12 protein-coding genes are annotated in these 12,570 nt (G+C 39.2%); 9 read left to right on the plus strand and 3 right to left on the minus strand.

Annotated features, from left to right (window positions below; genetic code table 11):
- Nucleotides 1-384: 384 nt before the first annotated feature.
- The 4 genes from R3X26_RS08200 (at nt 385) to R3X26_RS08215 (ending at nt 4,569) form a co-directional block, all read left to right on the plus strand.
- Complete coding sequence (locus R3X26_RS08200) at nt 385-1,413, plus strand: amino acid ABC transporter substrate-binding protein (RefSeq protein ID WP_317716774.1); 1,029 nt, start codon at nt 385-387, stop codon at nt 1,411-1,413.
- 80 nt (nt 1,414-1,493) lie between these two features.
- On the plus strand, nt 1,494-2,699 hold the full coding sequence (locus tag R3X26_RS08205) for an amino acid ABC transporter permease (protein WP_317716776.1): 1,206 nt from the start codon (nt 1,494-1,496) through the stop codon (nt 2,697-2,699).
- Nucleotide 2,700: 1 nt separating this feature from the next.
- Nucleotides 2,701-3,798, plus strand: a complete 1,098-nt coding sequence (locus R3X26_RS08210) for an amino acid ABC transporter permease (protein ID WP_317716777.1) — start codon at nt 2,701-2,703, stop codon at nt 3,796-3,798.
- A gap of 21 nt (nt 3,799-3,819) precedes the next feature.
- Complete coding sequence (locus tag R3X26_RS08215; RefSeq protein WP_317716779.1) at nt 3,820-4,569, plus strand: amino acid ABC transporter ATP-binding protein; 750 nt, start codon at nt 3,820-3,822, stop codon at nt 4,567-4,569.
- Nucleotides 4,570-4,670: 101 nt separating this feature from the next.
- On the opposite strand, the gene R3X26_RS08220 is transcribed toward R3X26_RS08215, so the two are convergent.
- Nucleotides 4,671-6,479, minus strand: a complete 1,809-nt coding sequence (locus tag R3X26_RS08220; RefSeq protein WP_317716781.1) for an amidohydrolase — start codon at nt 6,477-6,479, stop codon at nt 4,671-4,673.
- Nucleotides 6,480-6,903: 424 nt separating this feature from the next.
- Here R3X26_RS08220 and R3X26_RS08225 point away from each other — a divergent pair, with 424 nt between their 5' ends.
- Entirely contained in the window at nt 6,904-7,569 is a 666-nt protein-coding gene (locus tag R3X26_RS08225; protein WP_317716783.1) for a Bax inhibitor-1 family protein, read from the plus strand.
- A 132-nt stretch (nt 7,570-7,701) separates the two neighbouring features.
- Nucleotides 7,702-8,031 (plus strand): TusE/DsrC/DsvC family sulfur relay protein, encoded by a 330-nt coding sequence (locus tag R3X26_RS08230; protein ID WP_317716785.1) that lies wholly within the window; start codon nt 7,702-7,704, stop codon nt 8,029-8,031.
- A gap of 40 nt (nt 8,032-8,071) precedes the next feature.
- Here R3X26_RS08230 and yccX read toward each other — a convergent pair whose 3' ends face one another.
- Complete coding sequence (gene yccX, locus R3X26_RS08235) at nt 8,072-8,347, minus strand: acylphosphatase (protein ID WP_317716786.1); 276 nt, start codon at nt 8,345-8,347, stop codon at nt 8,072-8,074.
- 307 nt (nt 8,348-8,654) lie between these two features.
- Here yccX and R3X26_RS08240 point away from each other — a divergent pair, with 307 nt between their 5' ends.
- From R3X26_RS08240 to R3X26_RS08250, 3 genes are all read left to right on the plus strand, one after another.
- Nucleotides 8,655-9,848 (plus strand): class I SAM-dependent methyltransferase, encoded by a 1,194-nt coding sequence (locus R3X26_RS08240; RefSeq protein WP_317716788.1) that lies wholly within the window; start codon nt 8,655-8,657, stop codon nt 9,846-9,848.
- A gap of 289 nt (nt 9,849-10,137) precedes the next feature.
- Nucleotides 10,138-11,442, plus strand: coding sequence for a TolC family outer membrane protein (locus R3X26_RS08245; RefSeq protein ID WP_317716789.1), 1,305 nt, complete (start codon nt 10,138-10,140; stop codon nt 11,440-11,442).
- Nucleotides 11,443-11,453: 11 nt separating this feature from the next.
- Nucleotides 11,454-12,065: an OmpA family protein gene (locus tag R3X26_RS08250; RefSeq protein ID WP_317716790.1), complete on the plus strand. Its 612-nt coding sequence runs from the start codon at nt 11,454-11,456 to the stop codon at nt 12,063-12,065.
- Between the two features lie 252 nt (nt 12,066-12,317).
- Here R3X26_RS08250 and R3X26_RS08255 read toward each other — a convergent pair whose 3' ends face one another.
- Nucleotides 12,318-12,503: a hypothetical protein gene (locus tag R3X26_RS08255; protein WP_317716792.1), complete on the minus strand. Its 186-nt coding sequence runs from the start codon at nt 12,501-12,503 to the stop codon at nt 12,318-12,320.
- Nucleotides 12,504-12,570: the final 67 nt, after the last annotated feature.

Consider the following 12,570-nt stretch of genomic DNA (forward strand, 5'->3'; position numbering starts at 1 on the left):
AAGTAACATATTGTGCACAAAAATAACTATTTACTGTCAAATTTATACATCATACCAGTTGAATGCTCTAATTATTAGCACAATAAAAACACTTTAAACCAGTAGCACATCTTTTTTACTACAAATCACTCTAAATCACCATAGTTGTGCACTGTTGCACTATTTACAAACACGTAACATTTCGTCATTCTAAACATCGTACGGTTAATTAAATTTTTTGAGCTATACTTTTTAAATCATTAATTAATGGAATTTTTGACCTACAAACGGATGTAAATAATGTTCTAACTGCATTAGCAAATAAAGCTAGGCATATAACATAACATATAAAGAACTGTATCAGGTGTCACCTGGTTCAATATGGATTATACAGGAAGGATACAAATGGCGAATAAACTTACAATTATTGCTTCAGTCGTAGCGGCTTCTACTGCTTTAATGGCTAATTCAGCATCAGCTGCAGAAAGTACTTTAGAGAAAGTCAAAGCTCAAGGCTTTGTTACTTGTGGTGTATCAACCGGTCTACCAGGATTTTCTAACCCTAACTCAAAAGGTGAATGGGAAGGTATTGATGTAGAATACTGTCAAGCCATCGCAGCTGCTGTGTTAGGTGATAAAACTAAAGTTAAATACGTACCTTTAACTGCTAAAGAGCGCTTTACTGCTCTTCAATCTGGTGAAATTGACGTTCTAAGTCGTAATACAACTTGGACTCTTCATCGTGATACTGCTCTTGGTTTGAACTTCGCTGGCGTAAACTATTACGACGGTCAAGGTTTCATGGTTAAGAAAGAACTTGGCCTAACCAGTGTTAAAGAATTAGACGGAGCTTCTGTTTGTGTACAATCTGGTACTACAACAGAGCTTAACTTAGCTGACTACTTCCGTAACAACAGCATGTCTTATAGCCCAGTGGTATTTGATACTGCAGCTCAAACTTCTTCAGGTTTCGACTCTGGCCGTTGTGATGTTCTAACAACTGACCAATCTGGTCTGTACGCGCTTCGCTTGAACCTTGCTGAACCTTCTTCTGCTGTAGTTTTACCAGAAATCATCTCTAAAGAGCCTCTAGGCCCTGTTGTTCGTCAAGGCGACGACCAATGGCTAAACATTGCAAAATGGACTCTAAATGCAATGATTAATGCTGAAGAGTACGGCATCACGTCAACTAACGCTGACGAAATGCTTAAGTCATCTGATCCAAACGTTAAACGTATTCTTGGTGTAGATGGCCCTAAAGGTAAAGGTCTAGGTATTGCAGACGATTGGGGTTATCAAATCATCAAACAAGTTGGTAACTACGGTGAAAGTTTCGAACGTACTGTAGGTACGGGCTCTCCTCTGCAAATCTCTCGTGGTGTTAACGCACTATGGAATGCAGGCGGCTTTATGTATGCTCCACCAATTCGTTAATTCACTGTTTAAGAATTAATAGTTGAATAAGGGCGGTTTAGGCCGCCCTTTGTTATATGGATTTAGAGGTTAATAGCTGTATGAAGCCTAACACTACAATAGCGCAGGATTCGGACGCTCCGACACCAAAAAGCGCAAACCTGCTGTATAATCCCACTTTCCGATCTGTCGTTTTCCAGATCGTCGCAATCGCTGCTCTCGTATATTTCTTTTATACTATCGTAAATAATGCCTTAACCAACCTCGACGCTCGAGGCATAGCAACTGGTTTTGGTTTCCTAGATCAAGAAGCAGGCTTTGGGATTGGCTTGACACTTGTGGAATATGACGAAACCTTTTCTTATGGCCGTACGTTTCTCGTCGGGCTTTTGAATACGGCATTAGTTTCCGTTCTTGGTATCGCTTTCGCAACGATACTTGGATTTACGGTTGGTATTGCTCGTCTATCGTCAAACTGGTTAGTCAGTCGATTAGCCGCAGTATATATAGAAACATTTCGAAATATCCCACTATTGTTACAGATATTCTTTTGGTATTTCGCTGTATTGCAAGCACTGCCGTCTCCTAGACAAAGTATCAGTTTAGGTGAAGCAATATTCTTAAATGTTCGTGGACTTTATTTCCCGGCACCTGTATTTGAAGCCGGTAGTAACTTCGTAATCGCATCAATAATTTTTGGTATTGTATTCACTGTTATTATTAACATTTGGGGTAAAAACCGACAAAAAATCACTGGGCAACAAACACCTATGTGGCGTATTGGTATTACCCTATGCGTTGTTATTCCAATGGTTGTCTACTTCCTAACTGGCTCTCCTATTTCTGGAGATTACCCTGTACTAAAAGGTTTCAATTTCAGAGGTGGAGTTAGTATCCTTCCAGAACTTGGGGCACTGCTTTTCGCCCTAAGTATTTACACCGCGTCTTTTATAGCGGAAATTGTTCGTTCAGGTATAAATGCAGTTAACCACGGACAATCTGAAGCGGCGATGTCGCTTGGTTTGCCACGCAACAAAACACTTAAACTTGTTGTTATACCACAAGCATTACGAATAATTATTCCACCACTTACCAGCCAATATTTGAACCTAACTAAAAACTCATCATTAGCAATGGCTATCGGTTATCCGGATTTAGTGTCGGTTTTTGCAGGAACAACATTGAATCAAACCGGTCAAGCGATAGAAATTATTGCCATGACAATGGGGGTTTATTTAACGCTAAGTTTATTAACGTCAGCCTTAATGAATATATACAACCGTAAAGTAGCATTGGTGGAGAGGTAATATGAAAGTACATCAATTTCAAGAAAGTCTGCCGCCACCGGCAAATACTGTTGGTATTGTTGGTTGGGTAAGAAAGAACTTATTTAATGGGCCAATTAATACAGTTTTAACCTTTGTATTGGCTTACTTAATTTTCAACCTGCTTTCAGGCATTATTCAATGGGCATTTATTAATGCTGATTGGGTAGGTACAACACGAGAAGCCTGTTCTAAAGATGGCGCATGTTGGGTATTTATTAGTGTACGTTGGGATCAATTCATGTATGGATTTTACCCAAGTGATCAACTATGGCGCCCTCGCCTATTCTATGCAACGCTAGCAATTTTTATTGGGCTACTTGTCTACGAAAAAACGCCAAAACGCACATGGATATGGATGTTTTTCGTCAGTATTTATCCGTTTATCATCGCTGGTTTACTTTATGGCGGAATGTTTGGATTAGAGGTTGTTGATACTCATAAATGGGGTGGCTTGCTTGTTACACTAATCATCGCGCTAGTAGGTATTGTTGTATCGCTGCCAATTGGTATTGTGCTTGCACTTGGACGTCGTTCAGACATGCCAATCATTCGCAGTATTTGTACTGTTTATATCGAGATATGGCGTGGTGTCCCACTGATTACCGTTCTCTTTATGGCATCGGTAATGCTGCCACTGTTTCTTGCTCAAGGTTCAGAGACAGATAAATTAATCCGTGCCCTCATCGGTGTGGTACTCTTTAGCTCAGCTTATATGGCGGAAGTTATTCGTGGTGGTTTGCAAGCTATTCCGAAAGGACAATATGAAGCCGCAGACGCTTTAGGCTTGGGTTACTGGAAGAAAGTGGGTTTGATTGTGCTTCCACAAGCACTTAAAATCACCATTCCTTCAATTGTGAACACATTTATCGGCTTATTCAAAGATACTAGCCTAGTGTTAATTATCGGTATGTTTGATGTTCTCGGTATTGGTCAATCAGCCAACAATGACCCTGAATGGCTTGGTTTTTCTAAAGAAAGTTATGTATTTGTCGCGTTAGTGTTCTGGGTATTTTGCTTCAGTATGTCGAGATATTCGATATATCTTGAAAACAAACTACATACCGGCCACAAACGATAGCTAAAGATTCAAGGACGTATTATGACGCAGCAAGAAGATTATGTAATCAAACTAAAAAAAATGAACAAATGGTACGGCGATTTTCACGTACTGAAAGACATTAACCTAAAAGTTAAAAAAGGTGAGAAAATTGTTATCTGTGGCCCATCTGGCTCAGGAAAATCAACGATGATTCGTTGTATTAACCGTCTAGAGGAGCATCAGCAAGGTAAAATAATTGTTGCAGGTAACGAACTGACTGAAGATTTAAAAAATATCGAAGCGGTTCGTCGAGAAGTAGGAATGTGTTTTCAACACTTTAACCTATTCCCACATCTTACTGTGTTAGAAAACTGTACTCTAGCGCCTATTTGGGTGAAGAAAATGCCTAAAGAGGAAGCAGAAGAAATTGCAATGAAATACCTTGAACGCGTAAAAATCCCCGATCAAGCTGACAAATATCCAGGGCAATTATCAGGCGGCCAACAGCAACGTGTAGCCATTGCTCGTTCACTTTGTATGAACCCGCAAATCATGTTGTTTGATGAGCCAACATCTGCACTCGACCCAGAAATGGTAAGAGAAGTACTCGATGTTATGGTAGAGCTAGCAGACGAAGGTATGACCATGCTTTGTGTGACTCATGAAATGGGATTTGCTAAAGAAGTAGCTGATAGAGTTATTTTCATGGATGCAGGAGAGATCATAGAAGAAAACAACCCAATTGAATTCTTTGATAATCCGCAGTCAGACCGCACACAAAACTTCTTAAGTCAGATTTTAAGCCACTAGATCAAGAGTAAATAAAATCTAACGATAAAAGAGGCGACCATGGTCGCCTCTTTTATTTGGACGTATAAATAATTATCCCTACCGCAAAAATTCACTACAAGCTAATGAGAGTGATGGACTAAGCCTGCAGATATCATTGCTGTTGTTGCTATGGCTTGGCAGCGTACAGAATCGATGCAACCTTTAGCCTCAGTGGTATTTAACTTTTCGTCGTATCTATAGACAGTTTTACCTTCCTTGATCGTCTCTAATATTATTATATCTGCCAACGTTTCTGGCACGACTTTTAATGGATTGTCAGACAAAATTGCAAAATCGGCTAGTTTACCCACTTCAAGAGAACCCTTATTTTTTTCTTCTTTATATTGATAAGCCGCCCACAACGTTTGAGCTTTAAGACCATCCATGGCTGACACTTTTTGCTTTGGCCCCAAAACTCTTCCTGTGCGACTAATGCGATTAACTGTTGCAGAGTAAACACGCATAGAGTTGGGTAATGCGACCGGAGAATCATGATGGGAAGTGTAGATCATTTCCAGATCACGAGCCCATCCAGTTGGTGAAATGTTTTGAGCACGCTTACTTCCTAGGACTGAATCCATGTGCCAATCCCCCCAATAAAAAGTATGCATAGGAAAAAAAGACGGGAAGACACCTAAACGCTTAAACGACTCTACTTGGTCTTTACGTGCTGTTTGAGCATGAATAGCAATAAATCCTCTATCTGGCTTCCCATGCCTGCTTTCACTTGCTTCAATTCCCTTAAGTAGTTGATCAATGGCTGCATCTCCGTTAACGTGAGTTAATAGTTGCCAACCTTGAGTATGGGCTAACTCGATATACTCAGCTGCCTTTTCATCACTCATGCTTGGATAGCCCCTGTAATCTGGAGTTTGCCCTATAGGTGGGATTGCGTAGGGTTTGGTTAACCAAGCTGTTTTTCCTTGTGGCGAACCATCAAGGTTAAGTTTCGCCCCTGCTACTCTAAACCCTTTATTATATTGACTTGAAAGGTAAGGTGGTTTAATCACCTCTTGTGCAATTTGAATATCAGGATAAGCCGCTACATCAATTAAAAGCTTACGTTGTTGAGCTAGGTTAAACATCGTTTTTACCGCAGAAACCGAAGCTCGCCCTTCCTGAGCTGTTGTATAACCAAAGCTTGAATATAGCTTTATACCTGCCTCTAAAATTATTTCATTTTGTTTTTTATCAAGCTTTGCTAACAGTGGCAACAGTGTAGAAAAAAAAGCGGTTTCTTCTAACACACCATTTGGTGTTTTTCCGTCTGGTTCACGACGTATTTTTCCTCCATCTGGATCTTTGCTCTCTTCTGTGAACCCCGCGAGTTGCAGTGCTCTTGTATTTAAAGTAGCCAAGTGCCCTGATTGATGAATGATAAGAACGGGTATCTCTTTTGAAACCATATCTAATTCTTGGCGAGTTGGATGTCTTTGCTCTATTAATTGAGAATTATCATAACCAAAACCTAGGATAATCCCATGGTGACTATTTTCCTGCTCAGATCCCCAAGACTTTAACTCGTCTTGTAATGCTGGAATACTGTTCACCTTACCATCTGGAGCGGCTAATAAGTTAGCAGAAAGCGCTTGAATCCCAGTGTTAAAAACATGACCATGTCCATCGATGAAACCAGGAATGAGGGTATTTCCTTTTAGGTCAATCAATCTGGTGTCGTCATTACGAAGCTTCAATATTTCGGACGCTTTTCCAACAGCTAGAATACGGCCATTAATTTCAGCTAATGCTTCCGCCATTGGAACTTCATCATTCACGGTAATAATATCACCACCGATATAAATAGTATGTGCATATGGTTGTTTTGGGCTTGAGGCATAAGAAAAGAAACTTACACATAAAGAGAACAAAGCCAGTTGTATGAATTTCATACATTTGCTCCTGTCGTTATATATTCACAACTTGATTTAACTACAGTGTAGCAAATGAAATGAAGTGCCTAACGATATATAAGCTACTCCTATGGCACGGAACTCAAATGTTTAATTTGGACATGTACATTGTCACTATATATTAACCACACTCAAGTTCTTACAATTTGCTCTTGTGATCAAACGATCAGATAGCGACTTAGCATGCAATTCATGTTTTGTTATTATTCGCAACAAAGATTAGTTAATAAAAACTAACCAGATAAGAGGCATAATTTACAATTTGTTACATCTAGAATAAGACTATCTTTATAATTTAACGCGTTTTTTTATATACTTAATTATGCCAAGGGTTGAAAGTTGAAACTTTTATCCCAAGATATAGACTAAATAACTAATTAGTCAGTTACCTTTGAGGAAGATTATGAACAGTCCATTAGCGTCGCGTTCGTCTACAACGCAACAAAGTGTTATTCAAACAAACAAAGTATTACGTAATACCTATTTTCTACTGTCTCTGACATTAGTGTGGTCAGCGATTGTTGCCGCAACCTCAATGGCACTCGCATTACCGCGTCCAGGTTTAATTATAATGCTAGTTGGTTTCTATGGCCTACTTTTTCTAACAGAAAAGAACCGTAATAATAGTATGGGGCTTGTGTTTACCTTTCTGTTTACCGGTTTCTTAGGTTATACCATCGGTCCAATCTTAAGTGCCTATATTGGCGCAGGTATGGGTGATGTAGTAGTCACCGCTCTTGGGGGCACTGCACTTGCCTTTATGGGTGCTTCTGCTTACGCATTAACAACTAAACGTGACTTATCATTCTTGAATGGCATGATGATGGCCGGTTTCGTTGTTATTCTTATTGCTATGGTTGCCAACATATTCCTACAAATGCCGGCTCTTTATTTGGCAATGAGCGGTATGTTTATCCTGTTCTCAACCGGTGCAATTTTGTTGACGACCCAACAAATTATACGTGGTGGCGAAACTAATTATATTTCTGCAACCGTTACCTTATACGTATCTATATATAACTTGTTTATTAGTCTTCTAAGCATTCTAGGCTTTATGAACGACGACTAAATGCAAATCAACTAAATAAATTTGCTTTTACTAAGCCCAGATAATTGTCTGGGCTTTTTTATTGGTAAGAAAAACGGTATCTTAGGCCCAATTAAATGCAACTTGATTCCACAAAAATAAGTCTAAAAAATAATGTTTGAATATAACGGAAAACAAATCCAGACCGATAATGAAGGTTACTTACTTAATTTTTCTGAATGGGAAAGCGGTATGGTGGCCACTTTAGCCGAACAAGAAGGTATAGAATTAACTGAAGCTCACTTAGAAGTGATCTATTTTGTACGAAAATTTTATGAAGAGTTTAATACTTCTCCAGCGATAAGAATGCTTGTTAAAGCGATGGCAAAAGAACATGGTCCAGAAAAAGGTAATAGCAAATATTTATTTACTTTGTTTAGAAAAGGACCTGCCAAACAAGCAACTAAACTAGCTGGTTTACCTAAGCCTGCAAAATGTTTGTAAACTCATCTGATGGTTAAATCATTGCACAATGATATTACTATCAATATAAAATTTGAAAGCTCTGATATGCTTTAAATTCTATCGGCTGTGAGGCCACATGTTGTACACTGGATGTTCTAGGCCCTAGCCTCAACCATTGTTCTAGTGAGTCTATAGCCCCCTGCGCTCCACAAGCGACTACTTCAACATCACCGTTCTCCAAGTTTCGTGCATAGCCTGTTAACCCTCTTTTATTACCTTCATGGCATGTATGAAACCTAAACCCAACTCCTTGAACAAGGCCTGAAACAATAAACTTAACGCAAATTTTAGCCATGACGATAACTCCTGAAAGATACTCTGGTAAAAAACAGTTTGCTTTGGTTAAACATGCCAGTGTTATAGAATTCGTTAGTCTAGATAAACGAGTAGCACCGATAACCCAACAATATCGTTAAACCAACCATATATATTATCTAGTTGACTATAGATTTTGATATCAATAAATATTAATTATGTGATCAAACTAAGTTAACGATGCTCATACCGCCAGAATAGATTTATAGATACGCCTTTATTTCGTGGTTGATTTTAAGCATACAATTCCCCACAATATCGCACCCTCACCATTACTAGGCAAAACCATGACTGCAGCAATCTACCTTGAAAAAGGCCGAGACAAATCACTACGACGTAAACATCCCTGGGTCTTTTCCCGTGGAGTAATGAGAGTAGAGGGCGATCCACAACCGGGAGAAACCGTCAATGTACACGCACACAACGGAGAATGGTTAGCCAAAGCAGCCTACTCACCTGTATCTCAGATCCGTGCTCGAGTGTGGAGCTTTGAAAAACAGCAAATAGATACGCAATTTTTTGTTGGACGCATACAACAAGCATTATTGATTAGACAAGATGTTATCGCTCGCGAGGGGCTAACAGGATTCCGACTTATCGCCGCAGAGTCAGATGGTTTACCAGGCATCACTATCGACAAATACCAAAACTACCTCGTTTGCCAACTACTCAGTGCTGGAGCCGAATTTAATAAATCACAGCTAGTCGATGCTTTAGTATCATGTTTCCCTGATTGTCATATTTACGAACGTTCAGATGTCGCCGTGCGTGATAAAGAAGGCTTATCTCAAGTTACTGGAGTCTTGCATGGCGAAACACCACCCGCAGTGGTTGAAATTGAAGAAAATGGTGTAAAAATCAATGTTGATATCGTTAATGGACATAAAACTGGCTTTTATTTGGATCAACGTGATAGCCGCCAACGTTCAATGAAATACGTTAATGATAAAGACGTACTCAATTGCTTTTCTTACACTGGTGGATTTGGCTTATACGCACTAAAAGGCGGTGCGAAACGCGTAATTAACGCTGACGTTTCTCAACCTGCTCTTGATACCGCAAAACAGAATGCTTTGTTGAATAATTTCGACATAAGTAAAAAGCGCGCTGTTTTTCTGAACGCGGATGTATTCAAATTACTGCGAGAATATCGTGACCAAGGAACTAAATTTGATGTTGTAATTATGGACCCGCCCAAATTTATCAGCAGTCGAAAAAATATTACTTCGGGTGCCAAAGGCTATAAAGACATTAATATGTTAGCAATGCAGATACTCAAACCAGGTGGTGTGCTACTCACTTACTCATGTTCAGGCTTAATGACCACTGAACTGTTCCAAAAAATAATTGCTGATGCAGCGATCGACTCAGGCAGACAGGTAAAATTTATAGAGCGGTTTGAACAAGCAGCCGATCACTTAGTTGATACTGCCTATCCAGAAGGGTTTTACCTGAAAGGATTTGCTTGTAAAGTTTTGTAACAAGTAAAAACTGTTGTTACCGATAAAAAGTGCTGTAATCGGTAACCATTTTATAACCGAACCATCATGCTGCAGTTAGTCAATATCCTGATTAAAATGGAAAATTTTACTGACCTAAAGCACAATAAAGGTAAGTGTAATAACTGAACATACAACATGGCTACTTTTTGCTTAAATTTACATTAATTCAAAATGTTACTAAGAATTGATAAATTATGTTAACATTGTCGAATATAGCAAATTTTTGTATGTTTAAAATGCACGTATTCAAATTTAGGAGACGTAGATTTTGAAAAGACTTCGTTTGGCAACTCTGTCATCCTGCATAGCGTTAAGTTTACCCGTTCATAGCCAATCATTAGAACAAGCGATAGCGACAACTCTTACTTCCAACCCTGAAATAAAGAGCGCATTTAACGAGTATAAGAGCTATGTTGAAACGCGTCGTTCTTCTGGTGGTAACTATCTACCAACGGTCGATCTAGACGCTGGCATTGGTTATGAGAAGATAAATCCAACAGCGGGTGATACTACTGAGTTAACTCGCAAAGATGCAACGATTAGCATCACTCAATTGTTATGGGACGGTTCCACGACACTTAATGACATGGATCGGACTGCAGCAGAAGCTGAATCTATGCGTTATCAACTAAATTCTGACGCCCAAGACAAGGCATTAGAAGTGGTCAATGTTTATCTAGAAGTGGTTAAAGCAAAGGAAGTATTAAGTCTTTCAGAAGCGAATCTAGAAATTCACAAAAGTATTTATAACGATATAAAGCGTCGAGTAGATTCTGGAATTGGTTCAACAGCCGATTTATCACAAGTTGAAGCACGTTTAGCAAATGCACACAGTAATTTACTCGCTGCGCAAAATAACATTTTCGACACTCAAACCCAATTTACTCGCATTGTAGGTGAATCACCTCAAGACTTGGTCTTTCCACGAGCAGATCAAGATGCCCTACCACTGTCTTTGGCTCAAGCGAAAGAAATTGCAGAGAAAAACCACCCGGTGATTAAAATTGCCGCGGCGGATGTTGAAGCGGCAAGATATCAATACGATCAGTCTAAAGGGACCAACTACCCTACTTTTACTATTGAGGCATCCCAATCATGGTATGACGATGCAGATGGTGATGAAGGACAACGAGACGAACTGTCTGCTATGTTGAGAATGCGATATAACCTTTATAATGGTGGCTCAGATTCGGCTCAACAAGACAATATGGCCTATCAACTTAATAAAGCCAAAGATTTGCGTGATAGCTCTTATCGACAGCTATCAGAGAGCTTGCGATTGGCTTGGAGTGCATTGGATTTAACATTACAGCAAAAAGAATTTCTCGCGGACCACGTTGATTCGGCTTCAGATACTGCTATCGCTTACGAAAAACAGTACCGAATAGGTCAACGTACTTTGTTGGATGTATTAAATACAGAAAACGAACTCTTTGAAGCACGTAAAGAGTATTTGACTGCTCATTATGAAGAGCAGTATTCAAAATACCGTGTGCTTAATGCATGTGGAATTTTATTAGATTCATTATTGGTAGACACTCCTGATGAGTGGAACCAACAAGCGGACTATTAAGGAGAGTTCAAATGAAATACTCAACAACTTTGCTATCTCTGCTAGCCGCTAGTTTAGCCTTTACCGTACAAGCAGATGACGAATACCAATATATTCCCACTCCCAATGCAGATCAAATTGCTGATTTAAGAGACGATGACAGTGACGGCGTCATTAATGCTAGAGATAAATGCCCAGAAACAGCTACTGGATCAGAAATCAATAACTACGGATGCGGTGAAACCGTGCATGCCGCTAGTGAGTTTGACCTTAAAATACTGTTTGAAAATGATTCAGATAGCGTAAGCCCTGCTTATATGTCGGAAATCCAACGGTTGGCCGATTTTCTTAGCCGTTACTCAACAACATCTATTGAGCTGCAAGGCTATGCGAGTAAAGTGGGTAACTCAAGTTATAATCTAGACCTATCCGAACGTCGTGCAAATAATGTTATGGCAAGTTTGGTCAGTGCCGGAGTGAGTGCCGATAAAGTAAAGATAGTGGGCTTTGGCGACACAGTATTAATTGATGAAAGTGACACAGAGTTAGCACATTCATTAAATCGACGTGTAGTCGCGACGGTGGTCGGTTATACCAGCGAAATTCTTAAAGAATGGACTATTTTTTCAAGGAAAAAAGATTAATCCAAATTCATTCGCATCCTACAAATGAACATTACGCGCACTTTGCTTTTTAAATGACTAATTTTTAAAAGCAAAGTGCGCTTTTCTTTACTCTTTATTCCCCGGTGACAACGCCAACATTCCTAATACAAAAAACTTATTTGTCTTCTGGCTATTTGATTACCTTGTTCATTTATTTCACTTAAGTTCAAATTAACATTTTTAGTAGCAAGCTCTTGTTCATCGGTGGCTATAGACACTCGTTCAAGCTTATTATTGATCGATAAAAACTTGAGTAACTTTTTTATTCGATTCGCTAGCATGATTCATCTCTGCTCGCCTATGTAACACTGACTTTTGAGACACTTCTACAGATTGAACCAATTCAGACATCATTTTTCTAATATTCTCGGTTTCAACATTTGTTTCCGTCGCCAATGGTGGTGTTATGTAATTCATCAAGTGAATGAGTATTCAACCTAGCATTCAGTGTTTTTAATTTGTTCTAGCACATTCTGAAAAATTT

The sequence above is a fragment of the Vibrio sp. TH_r3 genome (assembly GCF_033101115.1).
In the GTDB taxonomy this organism is placed as follows: Bacteria; Pseudomonadota; Gammaproteobacteria; order Enterobacterales; family Vibrionaceae; genus Vibrio.